The following is a 20,676-nucleotide window of genomic DNA, read 5'->3' on the forward strand; positions in this document are numbered from 1 at the left end:
CTCCTCTCTTATGATTTTCTGAATGTGGCTTCGTAAAGCCTTAGCCAGTTGCCGTGGGTGATCTGCGCCACCTCGGCTTCAGAGAAGCCGACGGCACGTAGCCCGTCCGGAATGACGCGGATGTCCTCTATCTTCGTGAACCACTCCGGCGGCGCAGCCTTGAGCGGTTTGCCGGCAGAACTCGCGCCGTAGTCCTCACCCCGAGTCCAGCGGCCCTTGCGCATCCACGCGTAGTCGGGCGCGGTGAAGTTGTGGCTCTTGTCGGTACCGATTGCGACCGAGTCGATGCCGGCGATATCCACGGTGCGGGCGACCATCGTGCACCACGCCTCGATGGAGGCGCAGTACTCGTCCCCGGTGATGTTCCGATAAGCTGCACAGCCGATGACGCCGCCCGTGTCTTTCAATGCACGAATGACGTCATCCGACTTGTTACGCTTGTGCATGAAAAGCGACTGCGCGTTGGCATGCGTCACAGCGATCGGTTTTTCAGACACTTTGATTGCGTCCAAGGTGGTTCGGTCGCCGACATGGCTGCAATCGACAAGGATTCCGGCTGAATTCATCTCGCGGACCACTTCCTTACCAAAGCGGGCCAGACCGGAATCCTCCGCTTCGTAGCAGGAGCCACCGAGCTCGTTCTGATTGTTGTACGTCAGTTGCACGACGCGTACACCGAGTTCGGCGAACATCTCCACGAAACGGATGCGACCTTCAAAGAGGTTGGCGTTCTGGAAACCCATGATGATCGCGAGCTTGCCCGATTGCGATATGCGGGTGATATCACGCGCCGTAAGAGCGATCTCAGCGATGTCGGCGTTGTCTCGAACGAGGTCGCGCCAACGACCTATTGAATCCATGGATTCAACGGCACCCTCCCAAAAGCCGCAGGTATTGACGACGCCGCCCACATCTCCTGCGAGGAGAGCTTGGAAAGCGGCACGATCGAAATGACCGCATTGCAACCCGTCGATGATCATGATGCGGCTCCTTCCTTGATCCGTTCAGAGAGGTTCGAAGCCAGGAAGGAGACGTCTGTCTCGTCGTCGTTGTCTTTGCGACCGATAACGGTGCCGTCTTCGTTGACAATCATTGGCCCAGCATGTCGTCGTGAAACGGCGCTGTCCGTAGCAAGCGCTTGCTTCGCCAGATGGTAGATGCGCCACCAGAGATCAGCTTCGATCTCGACACCTTCGTTGAGGAGAGCCCATAGCAACGGATCGTCTTCTTGAACGTCGCCTTTAACAGGAGCAGGTCTCGCTCTCAACACGTTGTCCCGGACGGTGATCGCCAGCCCCGATCTTCCACCGAAAGCGGCCGCGAGTTCCAGTTCGTCAGCGTCTGCCGCATTCTGCACTGTCAGTTCTGCGGAGCCATGGCGTGCGACGATCTCCCCAAGAAGATCGATAGCACTGGGCAGCGCAAACCACGCGTGCTCCCCATGGGCATCCAACGCGATCAAATTGTCGGTCTCGCTGACTACGCTGATACGCACGGGATCGGCAGACTTGAAGTCGCCGAAGCGCCTTTCGAGCATGTCGAAGCCGCCCAGGCCACGCTTTTGCGAATACATCGGGAAGTCGCAGATCGCGAGGAAAAATCCCTTTGGAAGACTGCAAAGGGAGAAGATGCGCTCGGACATCAGGCGCATCTCGCGAGGCATCACCCTCATCGTGGTGCTGGACAAGACATTCATAGAACTGGCTCCGCCGGGTAGTACCAAGTGCCAGTGTAACCGGCACGCAGATCATCAGGCGTCGGGGCGCCGTGATAAAGGACACCGCGCAGGTTGCGGCTCAGGAAATCCCGGCTCTTGTCGATGCCGTGGATGCCGACATTCATCAGCCTCACAAGGTCAATTGGAACGAACGCTTCGGAGTTAATATTGGCGCGCGGCGTGTGATATTCGTGCCCTTTGAGGCTCTGAACCCGTGACACCATGTAGCGGTGCTGCGGGTGTTTCAAGAGAAAGCGAGCGACGGAAAGCGTGCGGTCTTCGGCATTGAGATCAGCGAGCAGGGCCTGGATGTTACCGCACACATCCAGACCAAGGTCCAAGGCGTCCGGCACTTCTTCACGAGCACCTCGTCGGGGCTCCTCTGCCGTCTCGGACTTGTACCACACGTATTTGTAGGCGTCCGGACCCGACATATCCACGTCAAGAGCCCACTGGTAATCCTGGCGTACCAGCGCGATCAGATCTTCAACTCTATCGGCAGGAGAGACGACCAACTCATCGGGCGCCTTGACTGCCTGCAACAAGGCATCGGCCTCATCCGGTACGAGTTCCAGATAGAGCGACAAGAGCGTCTCATATGCCTCAGGAACGACTTTGCCATCGAGATGGTCCGCCAATACGTCCAACGGCTGAACCGTTTCGCCCCCAAAGACAACACCGCTGGCCCGGAACTGGTGTAGCTGCCCCAAGATCATCTCGAGATCGTCGGCAACCTGAGCACTGGATGCGAACGTCTCGTAGACCATCCTGTCCTGCTGGCGAAAGAGGATCGCTCGCCGAAGAAGGTTTGCAAGCTGTTCGATACGACGATCCGCTTTGTCTAATATGAGCGCCCGCGCAAGCGCGATGGCCTGTTCTCGTGCCGAAAGGAGCCTGTTTATCAACCGTGGGTGCTTGTGCACGAAGAAGATGAGCCCAAGAGCTGATCCGTTGCCTACACCGATATAGCGGCGCAGCTCTGGCGCTAGCTTGATTGCCCGCGAGGACGTCTTGGCGGCAAGATGCTCAACCAGGTCGCAGGAAAACTCGCGCATCAGGTAAGCTGTCAGCAACTGGGCTTCGAGCACGCCCCCGAGGGCATGGCTTGCGCCAAGCGATGGAAAGGAGCGCGTTCCGAAAGTCCCGTTTCCGTCAAGGCCGGTATTGCGCATCAGGTAGCACACCCGAGCGATGTCCTCCACCTGAGGCTGGCGGCCTTCGGCCAGCGCTGCCATGGTCTGGTCGAAGACACGCATCGATCTGTTTGACCGGCACCATATGAGGGCGCTGGACGTCGCCCTACCTGTATAGAGCTTCGGGATCTCCCGGCGCGCGCTCTCTATCTCCTCTTCCGTGGCGGGACCTTCGATGAGTGCACCCATCATGTCCCAGGCTTGGCCAATGATGCGACCTGTTCGCGCGGTGCGGCTTGGCGGACGCGAAAAGCCAATGAAGGAGAATTCCTGATTTGGCGCCTTGATCGAGTAGACAACGGTGCCATCTGCATTGCTGTCCACATCGAACCGAACAATGCTGATGTCCCATCTTTCGCGGATCATCTTGTTCATGAAAGCACGAGTCCCGCTGAGCCGGCTCGGCTGAATGGCTGCCAGCCTGGAGGTCTTCATCACCTCGTAGCCTGGCCTCGGCAGCGGCTTTGCTGCCTTTGTGGATGTTGCGGTCATGCCCCTCAACGCGCTCCCTGCTGCATCTTGGTTATGGCGCGAGCCGCTTCGAGAAGCGGTTCGCGGAAGGTTTCGAGATCGAAGCGCGTTTCCGGCATCACCAGCGAGACCGTGGAAAGGCACTTGTCGTGAATGTCGAAAATCGGCGCGGCGATCGCGACTACTCCGCTATGGGTGTAACCGCTCGAGACGGCGTAACCCTTCTGACGGGCCTCATCGAGAAGCGCATCGGCTGCGAGCGGGTCGCCGTTCTGCTTGAGCCGCTCAAGCGTTGCTGGATCCGCGAACGCTGTAAGTACTCGCCCTGACGCTGATCCTTCCAGCGACATGGTGGTGCCGATCTTTTGCTCGGCCCTCAAAACGCTCTGGGATTCGACACGCGAAACGATGCACGGCACGCCACGGTCAAGAACGGCGAGCGACGCGGTTTCCTTCACCCGGGCGACGAGCATTTCAAGGATTGGCTGGACCCGCGTACCCAGATCGGCTTGCTCCAATGCGGCCGCTGCCAACCGGCAGGAATGCATCGAAAGTCGGTAGCGCAACTCGTGATCCTGCTCGACCAGACCTGCCTCAACTAACGTCAACAGGCGCTGATAGGCCGTTGGGCGCGACAATTCCATGGCCATCGCAATCTCGGGCAGTCGCATCCCACGACTGCTTTGCGCCAACACATCGAGCACAGCCATAGTTTTGATGACCGTCGACAGAGGACGTACGCCCGAATTTTCCTCTTGTATTCTATATGAATATGTTGTATCCATAGAGAATATATTGAACGGTCGGTTGATCTATGTCAACCGCCACATAAGCTCGCGGCTACTCATTGCGCTTTAAGTCTCAGCCGCCGCACACCGGAACATGCGGTGATAAGTCTGCTACAGAAAGCGGTTCGTACGACGGGCCCTCGATTTCGGTCGGGTGCAGAGATTGGACGGCAAACTCGAACCGACTGCGTTCGGAGGACCAACGGTCACCGCAGGCCACTACTTATAGGCGGCTTTCTGCTGGGGGAGACGGAGCTGCTTGCACGGCACGGTGAGCCGCCCTTAGCTACGAAGAGGAACTCTCCATTCTCGCCGGGCACAGGAGCGCAAGGTAAGACTGAAATTGAGCAACCCAAGAGCGAACGAGGCGCATCCTCCAGCGCCGCTCAAACGGCTCTGCCTGCCTCCGTTCTAGTAGACTTGTCGGAGCGTTGGCTGCGCTTTCGGTAGCCGGTCTATAGGGCGATCATAGGTCGCTCTGCCCGACGACCGAATTTTCGCTCTTTGACCTGAGCCCCTGAACTTCCTCCAGAATTTGGTAGAGTCCGTCACAGCTAGGAGACGGACGGATGAAGCGTTCACGGTTCACGGAAGAACAGATCATCGGGATATTGAAGGAGCAGGAGGCGGGCGCGAAGACAGTTGATGTCTGCCGCAAGCACGGCATCTCGGATGCGACCTTCTACAAATACAAGGCGAAGTACGGCGGCATGGACGTGTCGGATGCGCGCAAGCTGAAAGCGCTTGAGGACGAGAATGCCAAACTGAAGAAGCTGCTCGCCGAGGCCATGCTGGACAATGCGATCCTTAAGGATGTCGCTGCAAAAAAATGGTGACGCCCGATGTGAAGCGGGATGCGGTGGCTCATGTCTGTGTGCAGCACGGGGTGAGCCAGCGTCGGGCGTGCGAGGTTCTGTCGGTTGATCGTTCGAGCATGCGGTATCGCAGCGTGCGGCCTGACGATGCGGTCATTCGTGAGGCGATGAAGAAGGTGGCATCTGAGCGACGCCGCTTCGGTTATCGCCGTATCCACGTCATGCTGGGCCGGCAGGGGATCGTCATGAACCTGAAGAAGCTTCGGCGTCTCTACCGGGAGGAGAAGCTGACGGTGCGCAAGCGTGGCGGCCGAAAACGGGCCTTGGGGACAAGGCGGCCTCTGGCTCTGCCCTTACGCCCCAATGAGCGCTGGAGCCTGGACTTTGTCAGCGATGCCTTCACCGACGGTCGCCGGTTTCGGGTGCTGGCGGTCGTCGACGACTTCAGCCGTGAATGCCTGTGCCTGGTGGCAGACACATCGCTGTCTGGCGCAAGGCTGGCTCGGGAACTGGATAGTCTCATCGCCAGACGCGGAAGACCGAGGACGATCGTCTCGGACAACGGCACGGAGATGACCAGCATGGCCATCCTCAAATGGTGCCAGGAGACCAAGGTCGACTGGCACTACATCGCCCCCGGCAAGCCGATGCAGAACGGCTTCGTCGAAAGCTTCAACGGCAGCTTCCGTGACGAGTGCCTGAATGAGACGCTGTTCTCGTCGCTCACCCAGGCCCGCGCCGCCATCACTGCATGGAAGGAGGATTACAACAGGAACAGACCGCACTCGTCGCTGGGCAATATCACCCCCAGCGAATTCGCAATGAAAATGGCTATGGAAAAACAGGCCGCATGAGGCCAGATTGAAAACCCAGACTCTCTCGAAAACTGGAGGGAAGTTGGGTCTCAGGCCATCTTGAAGGGATCAAGGACCTTTGACCCCTTCATCTAAGGCTGTCGCATCCGAACCGGACACAAATTATGCTCTTTTGCACTATTAGCGCACAGACGCGCGTTACGGATAGGCTGTAGCGCCATCCGGCTTGCGAGTTACCTTTCGCTCCCAGTGGACATAGTCATCTGTCAACAGCGCTTTCTCATCGATCTCGATGCCCCAGCCCGGCCGATCCGGGCGTAGGTTCATGTGACCGTCCACCGGCATATAAGGGTCGAGCGCCCAAGGAGCGTGGACGTGCGGCTTGAACTCGAGAACCTTGAAGTTGGGTTGTGCTGCAGCGAAATGAACGTTGACGGCAGTCGCGAGCGGGCCCATCGGGTTATGGGGAGCCATGGTGACATAGTGCGCTTCCGCAATAGCGCCGATACGGCGCATCTCGGTTACACCACCAACAACGCAGATATCAGGCTGGATAATATCGGCGCCACGCGCCGAAAGCAGCGAGAGAAACTCAAAGCGATTGTAAAGTGACTCACCCGTTGCCAAGGGAACGTTGACCTTCGACTTCAGCTCGGCCCATGCCGGGATATGCTCCATACGAATGGGTTCTTCGTAGAAGTATGGATCATAAGGAGCGATTGCGGCAGCAAGCTGGATGGCCTGATACGGCTCGAAGATCTTCGCATGCGCGTCGAAGGCAAATTCGAAATGCGACGGCGTGATCTCGCGGATCCGACCAAACCAGTCACCGGTTTCCTTCACCAGTTCCCCCCACCGGCCAGAATGCAAGTCGCGACGGTAGGGGCTGAGCTTGAAGGCAGTATAGCCGTATTTCTCGTTCAGCTTCAGTGTCTGTTCCTTGGCATGCTCGGCATCGGGCGCGGTATAGACACCGCAGTAGACCTTGACCCGGTCACGGACGTTACCGCCTAGCAGCATGTAGACCGGCAGACCTGCGGCCTTGCCAGCGATGTCCCATAACGCGTGATCGATTGCAGAAATCGCGGCAAGACCTAAGGCTCCGGGAGGAAACCGGCACTGTTGGTTCAGCTTTAGAATCAGAAATTCGACGCGGCGTGGGTCTTCACCCTCGATCTGATGGAAAAGATAATCCAGAAGCGGCGGCAGCGCCCAGTCGGGCCCATGATTGTAGCACTCACCCCAGCCGGAAATTCCTTCGCTCGTTTCGATCTTAAGTAGCAAGCGAGGACGTTCATCGACGCGCTGCATGTAAGTCTTGATGCCAGTAATACGCACTTGGTGTATCTCCGTCAGGCGGCCAGAGCTTCGGTGTTCACGCGCTCGACGATGCCGCGCAGGATGCGTCGCTCATCATCATTGAGGGCAACGACGCCCGGTACACGAACTGGGCCGACATCCGTGCCGAGCATGCCGAGCGCTTCCTTCACAACCGTTACGTTGGCGCCGTTGTTGTATTTGGTGCGCAGCATCTCGAAGCCCGCAATGCCATCGATCAGGCCGCGCGCCGTCCCGTAGTCGCCAGCTTCCAGCGCTTGGTGGATGGCATGCGAGCGTTCGGGGAAAACATTGACGAGGCCGGAGGTAAAGCCTTTCGCGCCCATCGCGTAGAATGCCGGTGCCCAACCTTCCGCCAGACCACAGACCCAGATGGCCGGCGCGTCGTGGGTGGCGCGGATGACTTCGGCAAGCAGCATAAGGTTCGGCGAAGCGAACTTGATGCCGGCGATGTTCGGATGCAGGGCGAGCTTACGGAAATCTTCCACAGAGAAGCTGTCACTGCGTACATAGGCGATCACCGGAACGGTCGAAAATTCGGCCAACTCCAGGAAGTAGCCCGCTTGATAGGATGGTCCAGCAAATGGATCCATGGGATGGTGCCCCATGATCGCATCGGCGCCTTCAGAGATGGCATCCTTTGCAAGCGTCTTGGCCTCGGCAAGTGAACGCCCTACGGCTGCACTGACCAGCGCCTTGCCGTCGGCCGCCTTGACCGTCGTGGCGTGCACGAGCCGCACTTCGTCCATCGTCAGCGTAAAAAATTCGCCCGTGTTGCCGGCAGCCATCAGGTTATGCACCTTGGCTGCGGCCATGCGTTGGATCAGGGAGGAAAGCGTTTCGGCGTCGACAGTCCCGTCTTGCCGGTAGGGCGTCACCGGAACTCCAGAGATGCCGGTCAGCGCCTTCCTTACAGTCTGAAGCCTGTCATTCACGTCAGATATCCTTTTTGTTTCCGAAAACGATGTTCAAGTATGTTTCGCCTGAGCGCACCACGTGGTTGCGCATCTGCCGCTCGGCGAGATCAGCATCGCCTGAGACAATCGCCTCGGCGATGGCGGTGTGCTCTTCAAGAGCTTTCTCGCGCTCAGTGGGATCCATATGAATCACACGCCGAATGCTGGCGTCATAGAATTGCTGGCGCTCTATCAGCTTGGCCAGATAGCCGCATCGCGAACTGCGATGAATGTGCTCATGGAACTTCTCGTTGAGGGTGATCAGACTGTCGGCATCAGCCGACCCTGTCGCTTTCGCCATCATTTCGGCGATCGCCGTAAGCTCTTCATCAGCCGGCTTCTCAATGCGCTTTGCAGCCAAATGAGCAATCATCGACTCCAGCGCTGCCCGAGCGAGGATCATCTCCTCCGCCCAACTGCTGCTGAAACGGATGACGACACCGCGCCGCGGTAAAGCTTCGACCAGCCCCTCGGTTTCGAGTTGCCGAAGAGCCTCCTTCACCGGAGTGGTGCTGACGCCGAACTGCTCAGCAAGACCGCGTTCGTTGATCTTATCGCCCGTGGCAAAGCGCCCACCAATGATCGCATTGCGGATCGTACGGTGCACGTGGTCGCGAACCGTTGTCTGGAAGCTGGGATCGATTTTCTCGAAACCTTCCGGACGCCGCTCCTCTTGGCCCATCCCCTCAATCATTTTTCCAAGGTCCGTTGACGAGAAAAACATTATGTGAGATCTGGTATATCAGATTTCAGAACGATGTCGACATCGAAATTGATCAACACGAAAGAGGTTGAGGAGCCTCGGAGGAGCGAGAACAATGTTCAGACGCAGTTTCATCATGCTATCGGGCGTAGCGGCGCTCGCCTCGACACCCCCCCTTGCCGCTCTCGCCGCGACGCCGAAGGATCAGCTGGTCGTGGCAATCACCATGTCTTCCATGCGCGGTCTTGATCCGCATGAGATAAACCAGCTTGAGTCGGCAGAAGTTGTTGCCAATCTCTACGAGCGCCTGATCGTGCTCCCAGCTGACAAGATCGCCGAGCCACAGCCTGGCCTCGCTGAGAGCTGGACAATTTCACCAGACGGCAAGACGTTCACGTTCAAGATCCGTCAGGGTGTGAAGTTTCATTCGGGCAACGCGCTTACCGCCAAGGATGTGGAATGGTCGCTGCGCCGTCTCGTCAAGCTTGGCCTCGCTCCATCGACCGACCTTCGCCAATGGGGTTTCTCCGCCGACAACGTCGAGAAGTTGATCCGCGCAACAGATGACAACACGCTGGTTCTCGAAACACCAGAAGTATGGAACGCGAACCTCATCCTATTCTCACTTGCAAGCTTCTCCACTTCGGTTCTCGACAGCAAGTTCCTTGCCGATAAGGACAAGGGCGGCGACATGGGTCGTGAGTTTCTCCAGACAGCCGATGCCGGTTCTGGTCCTTACGCCCTGCGCTCCTGGCGCGCGAACGAGTTGCTCATCGCTGAAGCCTTCAAGGGCTATTGGCAAGGCGAGCCGAAGATGCGTCGCGTCCTGCTGCGTCACATCCCCGAGTCGGCTGCGCAGCGCTTGCAGATCGATAACGGCGACGTCGATGTTGCAGCCCGACTCTCCTCCACCGACCTCGGTGCGCTAGAAGCAGGCGGCAAGGTCGACATCCAGAAGACCCCTGGCTTCGGATACTACTACCTGGCGCTGAACCAGAAGGACGAGATCCTTTCCAAGCCCAAGGTCCGAGAAGCATTCCGTTATCTCATCGACTATGATGGCCTGTCTGCCACCGTGATGAAGTATTATGGCATCAAGCAGCAGACCATCATCCCGCCGGGCCTGCCGGGCGCGATCGACAAGAACCCCTACAAGCTCGACATCGAGAAGGCCAAGCAGTTGCTCGCTGAAGCCGGTTATCCGAACGGTTTCACCAAGGTCTACTACGCAACACCCGTCACGCCGGAATATGAAGTCGCCCAGTCACTCCAGGCCAACGCAGCCAAAGCCGGCATCAAGCTCGACCTGCAGGGCGGCGACCATATCGGCAAGTTCCGTAACCGCGATTTCGAGCTCTTCTCGGCACGATCCGGTGAACGCCTGCCTGATCCACACGCGATCCTGCAGTCCTACGCGACAAACGCTAATAACACCGACGAAGCCAAGCTCACTGGTTTGAACGCTTGGCGCACAGCCTGGGATGTCCCCAAGGAGATACAGGACATGGTGACGGCAGCAGCTCATGAGACGGACCAAAGCAAACGCGCCGAACTCTATGCCAAGATCAACGAAGCCTATCTCGCCGCCTCGCCTGCCCTCGTAACCTCGTTCCAGCGCACGGACGCCAAGGCGGTCCGTAAGGAAGTCAACGGATATCTCGGACACTCGACCTGGCTGACCCGCTGGGACACGGTCACCAAAGCCCAATAAAGAAGGTTGAGCTACCCGACCGGGGACAAGATCGCCGCTTTCAAGGACAGCGAAATTGAGCATCGCGCAAACAACAGAGCATCCATATCAGGGCAGCAGGAAACTGCTGTCCGGTCTCCGCAAGATCGCAACATCGTTCGCGGTCATTTTGACGACGCTCTTCGGCCTGCTCGTCATCACCTTCATCGTAGGACGGATGGTCCCGGCAGATCCGGTCATTGCGGTCATCGGAGACCAGGCGGACCAGGCAACTTACGACCGCGTCTTCACGGAGATGGGCCTCGATCGGCCGCTCTACGTTCAGTTTGGCCACTATCTCACTGACATTGCCAAGCTCGATTTCGGGCAATCGCATGTCACGAAGAACCCAGTGGCAAGTGATCTTGCGCGTGTTTTCCCGGCAACGCTGGAGCTCGCCACGCTCGCAACACTGATCGGCGCCTGCTTCGGGGTACCGCTTGGCGTTTTAGCGGCGGTCAGAAAGGGGACATGGGTAGACCATGTCGCCCGTGTCGTCGGTCTCCTCGGTTATTCGACACCGATTTTCTGGCTCGGCACCATAGTGATCCTGGTCTTCTACGCCAAGTTTGGCCTCATCCCTGCTGGCGGCAGGATCGACATCTACAACGAAGGCCTTGTCGAAGGCCCGACCAATTCGTTGCTGATCGACTCTCTTCTCGCGAGGGAATGGGACGTCTTCTGGAGCGCCATGCACCACGTCATCACGCCGGCCCTCATCCTGGGTTATGCTGCAATGGCCTATTTGAGCCGTATGAGCCGCAGCTTCATGCTGGAGCAGCTCCGCCAGGAATACATCCTGACCGCCCGCGCCAAAGGACTCGGCAAGTGGCCGATCATCTGGCGACACGCATTCCGCAACATCCGCGTCCAGCTCCTGACCGTGGTGGCACTTGCCTATTGCGGCCTGCTCGATGGAACGGTGCTGATCGAAACTGTTTTCGCGTGGCCCGGCCTCGGTCAATATCTGACATCCGCGCTTTTCTTCGCCGACATGAATGCGGTTCTTGGCAGCGTGCTTCTGATCGGCATCATCTCGATCGCGATCAACCTGCTGTCGGATATCGTCTACCGCTTCATAGACCCTCGCACACGCTGAACAGAACCCGGTAAAAGATCATGACACGATCCGGATACTTCAACGACCTGCATAACTGGCTGATCAGCGAGGACTTCACCTCGACGCGTCAAGCACGGCTGCACAAGGCTTACGTCGCCTGGCTGAGCCTTCTCGCCAACCCACTCGCCTTCGCGGGCTTTGCTGTCGTGGTCCTCCTGATCCTCATCGCCACGCTTGCGCCCATCATCACGCTTCACGATCCGGTTTCTCAGGACCTGACGATGGCGCTCAAGGCACCGTCGGCAGCGCATTGGTTCGGCACTGACGAGTTCGGTCGTGACGTCTACGCCCGCCTCGTCTATGGCGCGCGCACGACACTCTACATCAGCATTCTGGTGACCGTCATCGTCGCTCCGATCGGCTTTGTGATCGGCGCCATGTCCGGGTATCTCAGCGGCTGGATCGATGTTGTTCTGATGCGCATCACCGATATCTTCCTCTCCTTCCCAAGCCTTGTTCTCGCGCTGGCCTTCTCGGCAGCCCTTGGTCCCGGGATCGAGAACGCTGTAATTGCCATTGCATTGACCGTTTGGCCGCCAATTGCCCGTCTTGCTCGGGCTGAGACGTTAACTTTCCGAAACGCAGATTTCGTTGTCGCCGCGGAGCTTCAAGGTGCAGGCATGTGGCGTATCCTGTTGCGTCATATCGTGCCGCTTTGCGCACCATCGATCGTCGTTCGTCTGACGCTCAATATGTCGAGCATTATCCTGACGGCTGCCGGTCTCGGCTTCCTCGGTCTAGGTGCGCAACCCCCGATGCCCGAGTGGGGTGCGATGGCTGCATCAGGCCGTCAATACCTTCTCGACGCCTGGTGGCTGACGACAATCCCAGGGATCGCGATCCTGACGGTGAGCCTGGCATTCAATCTGCTCGGCGACGGCCTGCGTGACATTATGGACCCCCGCAATGCGTGATCACAACGACACCATCTTGGCCGTCGAAAACATGTCGGTGGAATTCCCAACGCTCTCTGGCGTCGTCACTGCGGTCCGCGACGTCTCCTTCAGCGTTGGACGTGAAAAGGTTGGCATCATCGGGGAATCCGGTTCAGGAAAAAGCACGACCGGCCGTGCCATTATGCGTCTTCAACCTCCCAAGGCCGTCGTCAAGGCTGACCGCATGCAGTTCGAGAACATCGACCTCATGAAGGCGAGCGAAGAGCAGATGCTGTCCGTACGCGGCAAGCAGATCGCGATGATCCTGCAGGACCCGAAATACTCGCTCAATCCTGTCATGACCGTGGGCGAGCAGATCTCGGAAACCGTCATCCTACACGAGCGGGTCAGCCGGAAGCAGGCTCGTGAACGCACGCTCGCCATGCTGGAGCGGGTCAACATACGCGATCCGCGGCGTGTCTTTGATCTTTACCCACATGAAGTCTCTGGTGGCATGGGACAGCGCATCATGATCTCGATGATGCTGATTGCCTCGCCTTCGCTGATCATAGCGGACGAACCGACTTCGGCGCTTGATGTGACCGTGCGCCAGCAGGTGCTGTCGATTCTGGATGACTTAGTGACGGAGCGGAATATCGGGCTGATCTTCATATCGCACGATCTTAATCTCGTGCGCAGCTTCTGTGATCGCGTCATCATCATGTACGCGGGCCAGATCGTAGAGACGGTTGCGGCGGCGGATCTGGATAATGCAAAGCATCCCTACACCCGCGGCCTGTTAAATGCTTTGCCGAGCCTGGATCACCCTCGCGACCGCTTGGAAGTCCTGCGCCGTGATCCGGCTTGGCTGGAGAATTAAGATGAGCATGATCAACGTCGATCACCTTGCCGTATCCTACGGACGTGGGGAAACCATGACGCGCGTCGTCAAAGATGTTTCCTTCGATGTCGCTGAAGGGGAGAGCTTTGGCCTTGTCGGGGAAAGCGGCTGCGGCAAATCCACCGTACTGGGAGCCTTGGGCGGCCGAAACAGGCAATGGACCGGCACCATCACAATCGATGGCGAAACGATCAACCAGAAGCGCTCGATATCGCAACTTGCGAAACAGCAGATGGTGTTCCAGGACCCCTTCGGCTCCATTCATCCGCGCCACACGATCGGCAGGGCGCTGCTTGAGCCACTGGAGATCCACGGCAAGAACAACCGGCAAGAGCGCGTGGAAAAGGCGCTGAAGGATGTCGGCCTGCCGTTGAACTTCCGCTACCGGTTCCCGCACCAGCTTTCTGGCGGACAGCGCCAGCGCGTGGCTATCGCCCGTGCGCTCATCCTCGAGCCGCGCATCCTCCTGCTCGACGAGCCAACATCCGCGCTCGACGTGTCTATTCAGGCGGAGATCCTCAACTTGCTCAAGGATTTGAGGGAGCGTGAGAAGCTGACCTACATCCTCGTCAGCCATGACCTCGCTGTCGTCGCACACCTCTGCGACCGGATTGCCGTGATGCAGAACGGAACCTTCGTGGAAGTCGCGTCAAAAAAGCAGCTGCAAAATGGATCAGTCACGCATCCTTACACACGTACCTTGATTGATGGCAGCCGGGGCTATGTCGTAAAGCAGGTTTGAATCCAGCAGCGTGAAATTACGTCCGCTGGCGTGGCCGAAGATAATTACCGGTTCGGATTATTGATCTACAGATTTGAACGCTCTTGAGGGGAGCAGAACCAATGACCCTGCTATCAGACCTCGATCTGCCATAGGTTTCTCATAGCCGTCCAACCGGATTGGCCGGTAGAGGAAATCCGTCCCAGAATAGCGTCTAGATTGCCCCGTACTATTCCGTTAAGGTTTGAACCGACGACTGATCGGCGATCATTAGCCGTCGGCTGCGTCCGCCCGCTTGAATGCGATCGTAACTGCCATCCCCTTGCCGCGGTCGGATTGTACGTCGATCTCGGCTTTCGCATTGTGCCTGACCGATTGCACGATCATAGCGCTTAGCTTGCCTCGCCGGGGCCAGTCGGCCTTATCTGCAAGCCCGACACCATCGTCTGCAACGAGGACCTTGCATCCCGCGTCGTTGACCGTGCAACGTACTTTAATCTGACCGCCGTCCCGGCCTACAAAGGCGTGTTTCAAGGCATTGGTCATCAACTCGTTGATAACAAGGCCGACGGGCATGGCGACGTTAACCGAGACAGGCCAACTGTCAACTTTCATGTCCAGTCGAATGCCCTCGCTCGCATGAGCGGCCATAACGGACGAGGCAATTTGGCTGACATAGGTGCCGAGATCAACGGTCTCGGTCTCGCTCCCGGCGTAGAGCGAACGGTAAAGGATAGAAAGAGCCTCAATGCGGCCGGCGAGCCGATCGAAGCGTTCCCTTTCTTCCAGTCGCTGTGCGTTACGCGCCTCCATACGGATCAAGGCGGTGATCATCTGCAGATTGTTCTTGACCCGATGCTGAAGCTCTTTCAGCAGTGTGTCCTTTTCCGCTAGTGTCTCGTTTAATGCGGCAACATCATCTGCGCCGCTTCGAACGGACATTGCCAACAGCCGAAAGGTGGGTTGACCGGCGTCATCTACGATCGTGTTCGACCAGGCGTCCACGACACGGTCATTGGCATCGACAGTTAGATTGAAAGCGCCAAGATATTCCTCGCCTTGCAGCAATGCATCCGCAAGGTTCGGCCCGTCTGCTATGGGAAGGGCCGTCGGCAGCACGGACCAGGTTCTTCCCTGCAGAACCTCGCCGCCAAGACCGGTCAGCCGCTCAAACTCAATGTTGCCGTAGACTAAATGCTCTGCCTCGCCAAGTTCAGCGACCGCGACTGCAAAGGGTACATGATCCAGGAACTGACGAAACCGGTCGTCCTCTAGCGCTGCTGCTAGGTGCGGAAGATCGGATACCGTCGCCGGTTCCAAATTGGTGTCTTCAGGATTGGTCATTGGTATCCACGCTATGGGCAGGCGCAGTCCTTACCATAGCAGTTGAAGCATTCGCCAGAAATTTCCGTCGGTTGATGGCGTTGTCAGCCGCGTCAGAGCCTCAACGATCGGTCTGTGCGCGTAGGGGCTTTGGGAAAAACAAAGGACGCTCGGGCATGTCTGCTACATTCACCCTCCGGTGTCCCGACGTGATGATGATCTCGATCGGTGGCCAGCGGTCTCGGACGATCCAGGCAAGCATCAATCCATCGAGCTCTCCCGGCATATCAATGTCAGTGAAAATCGAACCGATCGACGCGTGGCTTTCAAGAAGGGCCAATGCTTCGTCGGCATTGCTTGCTTCGAGGACGTGGAAGCCGGCATCTTGCAGATTGTCAGTCACCGACATGCGGAGCAATGGCTCATCTTCTATGACGAGTATGGTGGTATGCGGCATTGCGGCACCATGCTAATATGTTGATTTGCGCTGAGAGTTGACCCGGGGGGGCGGGTGCGGACGAAAACTTGGACCACCAAGGAGGTAGTTCATGTATTCCTACGCCGACAGACTTCGAGCGAGTGAGCTCTATATCCGGCTGGGCGAGCGACTTAACTCGACCATTCGCCAGCTGGGATATCCCACCGAGAATGCGTTGAGGGGCTGGTATCGCGAGTACGTACAGCATCTCGACCTGCGTACTCAGCCGATAGCGCGAGCGCCAAAATATTCAGAGGCTCAGAGGCAGGCGGCACTTGAGCACTTTCGCACCCATGATCGTTGCATCTCTGCGACGATGAGGGCGCTCGGCTATCCCGGTCGAGGAACTCTTACCGCATGGGTCCGTGAGGCGTTTCCGGAGGCGCGGACATCGATTGTCAGTCAATCGTGGCACCCTGGCTATTCCGAGGAGGTCCGGCAAGCGGGGGTCACCGGATTATGCAGTGGAGATGAAAGCGCTCAACAGGTAGCTGACCGACTGGGCGTCTCAAGGCCGACATTGTACAGCTGGAAAGATCAGCTACTCGGTCACGAGGCTCCCATGAAACGCCGCAAAGCCAACCCCAAGGTGCCTGAACGTGAAGAGCTCGAGCGCCAGCTTGAAGCCCTCCAGCGTGATGTCCGCCAGTTACAACTCGAGCATGATCTCCTGAAGAAGGCCAACGAACTCCTAAAAAAAGACCTGGGCGTCGATCTGCAGATCCTGAGTAATCGGGAGAAGACCCAGCTGATTGACGCCCTTAAGGAAGTCTATCGCTTGCCAGAGCTGCTTGCCCAGCTTCGGATTGCCCGCAGCTCCTACTTCTACCATCGCGCCCGCATGTGCCTGGCAGACAAGTATGCCGGTGTCTGGAACCGAAGCAGGTGGGCTTGGACAACGCTTCTAGGATGACTTTGCTCTCTCCGTGCATGGGAGCATCAACGGTGGAGGATTGGAAAGCCACCTGCGATGCCATATCTCACTCGGTGCTAGCCAATTCGAGAGCGCCAACGCGGTGGAGACGCCCGATGCTTCTTACTCAGCGGCCGGAGACGGAGACTGACGCTTCTACCCGTTCTTGTGCAGGAAACGGTAGGACACCAATTGCCACCTGGTTGCGCCCGCCCTTCTTTGCTTTGTAGAGCGCCGCATCTGCAGCGGTGAAGAGGCTTTGTGCATTCAACGCTGCCGATGCAGCCGAGGCTGTCGCAACTCCTATGCTCACGGTGACGCAAGCAGGCGCGTTGGCGGAGTGCGGGATCGCGAGAATCCTGATCATGCGACGGATTTTCTCGGCGACGGATAGCGCGCCGGGTTCGTCCATGTTCGCCAGCAAGACAGCGATCTCCTCACCCCCGTAGCGACATGCGACGTCGGTGGGCCGCGTTACGCACTTTCGGATCACGTCCGCGATCTGTCGGAGACATTCATCTCCCGCAGCGTGACCATAGGTATCGTTAAAGAGCTTGAAGCGGTCGGCATCGACCATAAGCAATGACAGAGAGGAACGGTTGGTTTTCGCCTCCTCAACCATCGTCTCAAATCTGGCATTGAATGTCCGTCGGTTGGCAAGACCGGTCAGCTCATCGGTCCCCGCGAGGCAACTCAGCTCTTCCTCAACCGTCTTCTGGCGCGTGATGTCGCGGCTGATTGCCACCGCCCTTGAGCCTTCCCCCCAGCGCGACGGCAGCTTACTGAGCGCGGTCTCCAGCCAGATCACTTCTCCCGTCGGTTTAACATGCTTCAGCACGAACTTCTCGTGCTGTGAACCAGCCTGTATCTTCGCCGTCACATCACGAACAATGGCTGCCGCCTGATCGTCAAGCCCGGCAAAAACACTTTTGCCGACGAGGTTTTCGGGAGCGATCCCGAGAATGTCAGCCGCAGACGGTGAGACGTATTCGCGTACCCCGCCCTCATCAAACGTCGCGATGACGTCGCTAGAGGACTCAGCAAGCAGCCTGAACTCAGCTTCACGGGTAGCTAGGAGTGCTTCGCTTTGCTCCCGTTTCTTGGCGACGTGACGCCACACTGCCAGCGCGGCGAACGCTGCAAACATCAGCAGCGCCGTGTACAGCCAGCGGATGCGGGCGCTCTCCAGCCACTTGGCGAAGACTTCTTCACGCGAAGCAGCCGCAAGCGCGACAAGTCCCGTTGCCGAACTCTGCGAGTAGGCTCCGATGCGAGCCGTACCGTCCAAGGGCGAGATGTAGTTGTAAGACCCAACCGGAGCGGCCTTTAGGTAATGCGAAAACAGCTCGTGCGCAGAAATGTTCGTCCCCAGGAGCTTTTCCTCGATGGGACCCCGAGCGAGAACGACACCGTCGCCGCGGATAAGCAAGAAAGAGCCTTCGGTGCCGACCTTGAAGCGCCTAAAGAAGTCAACGAAGTGGCCAACCCGGATGGTAGAGATCACGACGCCGCCGAATTCGCCTCCGTTGAAAGTAACCTTTTGAGTGACTGGAACCACCCAATCGTTGGAAAACCTGCTCTTGATCGGCTTGCCGACGATGGGCAGCGGGAATGAACTGTTCTTGTGACGATTGAAGTAGTCTCTGTCTGCAAAGTCGGTGTTGGGAGGCGATGTGTTCGAGGTCGCGACCAGCTTCCCCTGTGCGTCGACATAAGACAGCGTGTTGAGCGCCGGAGCTGACTTCATCTGCTGGCGCATGAGGATTCCGATCTTGGACGGCATAGCAGGATGGCTCTGCTCGTCCCTGATCTCGGTAATCAGTGCGCCCAAAGGAAGTCGCGACATCTGCACTACGTCGTCGGCGTGCTGCACGATCGACTCAGCCGTCTGACGTAGTGAGGTTTCCACTCGCGCGATTTCCGTCTTCCAGTTGGAAAACTCCGACCACCCGAGAAGCCCCGCAAAGGCAAGGCATCCCGCACCGACGGCCGCGGTCATAGCTGCAGATCGTGATACCACGTCACACCCTCCTGAAGGTGCGGGAACTTTGGCACGGACAGTTTAGAAAAAAATGAATCACCGAGATGTAGGGCTGTTCGCGAGGTTCGCTGAGCGCAGTCCAGCGGTGTCTGGCTCTTTATAGGTGGCAACGATCAACTCGACCGTAAGCGGTTAGCCGATAGCGTCAGGCCTGAAGTTCCAGGGCATGAGCGCGTCCAGCTCGGATACTGGCCAGCCTTTCGCGATGCGGGTCAAGGTCTGGGAAAGCCAGTCGAGCGGATCGACGTTGTTCATTTTGGCCGTCTGGAGAAGCGTGGCCAGCGTCGCCCACGTCCGTCCACCGCCCTCGCTGCCGGCAAATAGACTGTTCTTTCTCGTAATTGTTTGAGGCCTGATCGCGCGCTCGACGATATTGGAGTCGATTTCGATCCGGCCGTCCGTCAGGAAACGCTCCAGTGCTTCGCGCCGGGTGAGCGCGTAACGGATTGCTTCGGCGGTCTTGGACTTGCCAGAGACCTTGCCCAGCTCCTTCTCCCAAAGATCAAAGAGTTCGGAGACGATGGTTGCAGATCTTTCCTGACGCAGCACCGAACGGCTGTCGGCATCCCGACCGCGGACCTCATCCTCGATGCGCCACAGCTCGGTCATCGCGATGATCGTGTCCGTTGCAGCCTTTGAGACACCACTGATGTGAAGGTCGTAAAACTTGCGGCGAAGATGCGCCCAGCATCCTGCGAGCCGGATCGTTTCATTGCTGCCGTCTTTGGCACGCGTCTTGGCGAGACTGGTATAGGCCGAGTAGCCGTCAACTTGCAGGATGCCGCTGAATCCGGCGAGATGACGGACCACGCAGTCAGCGCCCCTACTGTCCTCAAACCGATAGGCCACCATCGGCGGGCTGGTTCCACCATAGGGTCGATCATCGCGAGCGTAAGCCCATAGCCAGGCCTTCGTCGTTTTTCCCGAACCGGGCGCAAGAGTGGGTAAGGTCGTTTCGTCGGCGAAGATCCTTTCGCCCTCCTTGACGCGCTCAAGGATGTAATCGGCGCAAATCTGAAGTTCGAAGCCCAGATGCCCCATCCACTGGGCCATCAACGATCGGCTGATCTCGACACCGTCGCGTAGATAGATTGCCTCCTGCCGGTAAAGCGGAAGGCCGTCGGCGTATTTGGAGACGGCGATATAGGCGAGCAGCCGCTCCGTCGGCAGGCCGCTTTCGATGATGTGCGCCGGTGCCAAAGCCTGGAGCACGCCATCGTGGCCGCGGAAGGTGTATTTGGGGCGACGCGTCACGATGACCCGGAACTTCGGCGGCACGACATCCAGCCGTTCGGAGCGATCCTCACCAATCAGGACCTTTTCCAAGCCCACGTATTCAGCAGGGATCTCCGGCTCGATCACTTCCTCGATGCGTTCGAGATGAGCGGCAAAGCCCTTGCGCGGACGTGCTGCCCGTTTCGGCTTGTCCTTGGCCGCTTGATCAAGCTCGCTCTGGATTGCCGAAAGGCCGGTCTCGACTTCCTCGAAGGCAAAGGACACCTGCTCGTCATTGACACCAAGGCGCAGTCGCTCGGAACGGGTGCCATGTTGGGTACGCTGCAGAACCTTCAGGATCGATGTGAGGTTGGCAATCCGCTCGTTGGCGCTCTTCTCCACCGCCTCCAACCGGGCGATCTCAGCTTCAGCGGCCTTCAGTCGGGCTTGTTTCGCAGCCTGCTCGCGCGCCATCGCGAGGACCATCGCTTTCAGCGCGTCAACGTCGTCCGGCAGGTCGTGAGGGGGCAAATCCATGGCAATGAGTAGAGCACAAAAACAGCC

General features: G+C 58.1%; 17 protein-coding genes and 1 pseudogene. 7 read left to right on the forward strand and 11 right to left on the reverse strand.

The annotated features are described in order from the left end of the window. Positions 1-8: 8 nt before the first annotated feature. The 4 genes from CYG48_RS18305 to CYG48_RS18320 form a co-directional block, all read right to left on the reverse strand. On the reverse strand, positions 9-980 hold the full coding sequence (locus CYG48_RS18305; RefSeq protein ID WP_118852004.1) for a dipeptidase: 972 nt from the start codon (positions 978-980) through the stop codon (positions 9-11). Continuing rightward, the gene (locus tag CYG48_RS18310) at positions 977-1,696 is read right to left on the reverse strand and encodes a hypothetical protein (RefSeq protein WP_118852005.1); all 720 of its coding nucleotides are present in this window, start codon (positions 1,694-1,696) and stop codon (positions 977-979) included. Before CYG48_RS18310 ends, CYG48_RS18305 begins: the two co-directional genes overlap by 4 nt. After that, positions 1,693-3,285, reverse strand: coding sequence for a hypothetical protein (locus CYG48_RS18315; protein ID WP_245450599.1), 1,593 nt, complete (start codon positions 3,283-3,285; stop codon positions 1,693-1,695). The genes CYG48_RS18310 and CYG48_RS18315 overlap by 4 nt, the downstream gene beginning before the upstream one ends. 122 nt (positions 3,286-3,407) lie before the next feature. Beyond that, positions 3,408-4,166: an IclR family transcriptional regulator gene (locus CYG48_RS18320; protein ID WP_118852006.1), complete on the reverse strand. Its 759-nt coding sequence runs from the start codon at positions 4,164-4,166 to the stop codon at positions 3,408-3,410. A 572-nt stretch (positions 4,167-4,738) separates the two neighbouring features. Here CYG48_RS18320 and CYG48_RS18325 point away from each other — a divergent pair. Further along, a protein-coding gene (locus CYG48_RS18325; protein WP_118849447.1) for an IS3 family transposase occupies positions 4,739-5,838 on the forward strand; the annotation gives its coding sequence in 2 pieces (ribosomal slippage) (positions 4,739-4,991 and positions 4,991-5,838; 1,101 coding nt in all). A 159-nt stretch (positions 5,839-5,997) separates the two neighbouring features. On the opposite strand, the gene CYG48_RS18330 is transcribed toward CYG48_RS18325, so the two are convergent. The 3 genes from CYG48_RS18330 to CYG48_RS18340 are packed head-to-tail and all read right to left on the reverse strand — an operon-like array spanning position 5,998 to position 8,787. Then, positions 5,998-7,137 (reverse strand): mandelate racemase/muconate lactonizing enzyme family protein, encoded by a 1,140-nt coding sequence (locus CYG48_RS18330; protein ID WP_118852007.1) that lies wholly within the window; start codon positions 7,135-7,137, stop codon positions 5,998-6,000. A 14-nt stretch (positions 7,138-7,151) separates the two neighbouring features. Next, entirely contained in the window at positions 7,152-8,072 is a 921-nt protein-coding gene (locus CYG48_RS18335) for a dihydrodipicolinate synthase family protein (RefSeq protein WP_118852008.1), read from the reverse strand. Between the two features lies 1 nt (position 8,073). Continuing rightward, positions 8,074-8,787: a GntR family transcriptional regulator gene (locus CYG48_RS18340; RefSeq protein ID WP_245450601.1), complete on the reverse strand. Its 714-nt coding sequence runs from the start codon at positions 8,785-8,787 to the stop codon at positions 8,074-8,076. Positions 8,788-8,911: 124 nt separating this feature from the next. Here CYG48_RS18340 and CYG48_RS18345 point away from each other — a divergent pair, with 124 nt between their 5' ends. From CYG48_RS18345 to CYG48_RS18365, 5 genes are read left to right on the forward strand one after another with little or no spacing between them, the layout of a single operon-like run. Continuing rightward, entirely contained in the window at positions 8,912-10,507 is a 1,596-nt protein-coding gene (locus tag CYG48_RS18345) for an ABC transporter substrate-binding protein (protein ID WP_118852010.1), read from the forward strand. 55 nt (positions 10,508-10,562) lie between these two features. After that, positions 10,563-11,624, forward strand: coding sequence for an ABC transporter permease (locus CYG48_RS18350; protein WP_118852011.1), 1,062 nt, complete (start codon positions 10,563-10,565; stop codon positions 11,622-11,624). A 20-nt stretch (positions 11,625-11,644) separates the two neighbouring features. Beyond that, positions 11,645-12,559, forward strand: coding sequence for an ABC transporter permease (locus CYG48_RS18355; protein WP_199925346.1), 915 nt, complete (start codon positions 11,645-11,647; stop codon positions 12,557-12,559). Then, on the forward strand, positions 12,552-13,400 hold the full coding sequence (locus CYG48_RS18360; protein WP_118852013.1) for an ABC transporter ATP-binding protein: 849 nt from the start codon (positions 12,552-12,554) through the stop codon (positions 13,398-13,400). The genes CYG48_RS18355 and CYG48_RS18360 overlap by 8 nt, the downstream gene beginning before the upstream one ends. A gap of 1 nt (position 13,401) precedes the next feature. Next, entirely contained in the window at positions 13,402-14,163 is a 762-nt protein-coding gene (locus CYG48_RS18365) for an ABC transporter ATP-binding protein (protein ID WP_118852014.1), read from the forward strand. A 249-nt stretch (positions 14,164-14,412) separates the two neighbouring features. Here the strand turns inward: CYG48_RS18365 and CYG48_RS18370 are convergent, their stop codons facing one another. Both CYG48_RS18370 and CYG48_RS18375 read right to left on the reverse strand, forming a co-directional pair. Beyond that, positions 14,413-15,486 (reverse strand): sensor histidine kinase, encoded by a 1,074-nt coding sequence (locus tag CYG48_RS18370; protein WP_118852015.1) that lies wholly within the window; start codon positions 15,484-15,486, stop codon positions 14,413-14,415. 100 nt (positions 15,487-15,586) lie between these two features. Beyond that, positions 15,587-15,922, reverse strand: a complete 336-nt coding sequence (locus CYG48_RS18375) for a response regulator (protein ID WP_118852016.1) — start codon at positions 15,920-15,922, stop codon at positions 15,587-15,589. Positions 15,923-16,013: 91 nt separating this feature from the next. Between CYG48_RS18375 and CYG48_RS18380 the strand changes: the two are divergent. Further along, positions 16,014-16,814 (forward strand): annotated as a pseudogene (locus CYG48_RS18380) (transposase); the annotation flags it as partial. Between the two features lie 169 nt (positions 16,815-16,983). Here the strand turns inward: CYG48_RS18380 and CYG48_RS18385 are convergent. Beyond that, positions 16,984-18,855, reverse strand: a complete 1,872-nt coding sequence (locus CYG48_RS18385) for a sensor domain-containing diguanylate cyclase (RefSeq protein WP_118852017.1) — start codon at positions 18,853-18,855, stop codon at positions 16,984-16,986. 174 nt (positions 18,856-19,029) lie between these two features. After that, positions 19,030-20,649, reverse strand: a complete 1,620-nt coding sequence (tnpC, locus tag CYG48_RS18390; protein WP_118850827.1) for an IS66 family transposase — start codon at positions 20,647-20,649, stop codon at positions 19,030-19,032. Positions 20,650-20,676: the final 27 nt, after the last annotated feature.

Origin of the sequence: Neorhizobium sp. SOG26 (assembly GCF_003491345.1) — a bacterium.
Lineage (GTDB): Bacteria > Pseudomonadota > Alphaproteobacteria > Rhizobiales > Rhizobiaceae > Neorhizobium > Neorhizobium turbinariae.